General features: G+C 45.0%; 1 protein-coding gene. It reads left to right on the top strand.

Translation table 11 applies throughout. The features are described from left to right. The coding region (gene tuf, locus EO113_RS08030; RefSeq protein WP_062401214.1) for an elongation factor Tu at window positions 1-1,158 on the top strand (1,158 nt) is incomplete at its 5' end. Between the last annotated feature and the right edge of the window lies 1 nt (window position 1,159).

Genomic DNA, 1,159 nt, shown 5'->3' with positions numbered 1-1,159 from the left:
CCACACGTTAACATTGGTACTATCGGTCACGTTGACCATGGTAAAACTACTTTAACAGCAGCAATCACTAAAGTTCTTGCTGAAAAAGGTCAAGCTGACTTCCAAGACTACAGCATGATCGACAAAGCTCCAGAAGAACGTGAACGCGGTATCACAATCAACACTGCACACGTAGAGTACGAAACAGACACTCGTCACTATGCACACGTTGACTGCCCAGGCCATGCTGACTATGTTAAAAACATGATCACTGGTGCTGCTCAAATGGACGGCGCTATCCTAGTTGTATCTGCAGCTGACGGCCCTATGCCACAAACTCGTGAGCACATCTTGTTAGCTCGCCAAGTTGGTGTACCAGCTATCGTTGTATTCATGAACAAAAAAGACATGGTTGACGATGAAGAATTATTAGAATTAGTAGAAATGGAAATCCGTGAATTGCTTTCCAGCTATGAATTCCCTGGCGATGACATTCCAGTTGTGGCAGGTTCTGCATTGAAAGCATTAGAAGGCGACGCTACATACGTAGAAGCAATCAACGAATTGATGGCTCGCGTTGACGAATACATCCCAACTCCAGAACGTGACACAGACAAAACATTCTTGATGCCTGTAGAGGACGTGTTCACAATCACTGGTCGTGGTACAGTAGCAACTGGCCGTGTAGAACGTGGTCAAATCAACGTAGGTGACGTAGTAGAAATCGTTGGTCTTCAAGAAGAACCATCCAGCACTACAGTTACAGGTCTTGAAATGTTCCGTAAACTTTTGGAATCTGCAGTAGCAGGTGACAACGTAGGGGCACTTCTTCGCGGTATCGACCGTAAAGACATCGAACGTGGTCAAGTATTGGCTAAACCAGGTTCCATCAAACCTCACACTAAATTCAAAGCAGAAGTATACGTGTTGACAAAAGAAGAAGGTGGCCGTCATACTCCATTCTTCTCCAACTATCGTCCACAATTCTACTTCCGTACAACTGACGTAACTGGCGTTATCAGCTTACCAGAAGGTACAGAAATGTGTATGCCTGGTGATAACATCACTATGAACATCGAGCTTATCACTCCAATCGCTATTGAAGAAGGTTTACGTTTCGCGATTCGCGAAGGTGGCCATACAGTAGGCGCTGGTGTTGTTACAGCTATCGAAGCATAAT

The sequence above is a fragment of the Veillonella sp. 3913 genome, from assembly GCF_003992235.1.
In the GTDB taxonomy this organism is placed as follows: domain Bacteria; phylum Bacillota; class Negativicutes; order Veillonellales; family Veillonellaceae; genus F0422.
This window is presented reverse-complemented; position numbering and strand designations above follow the sequence as displayed.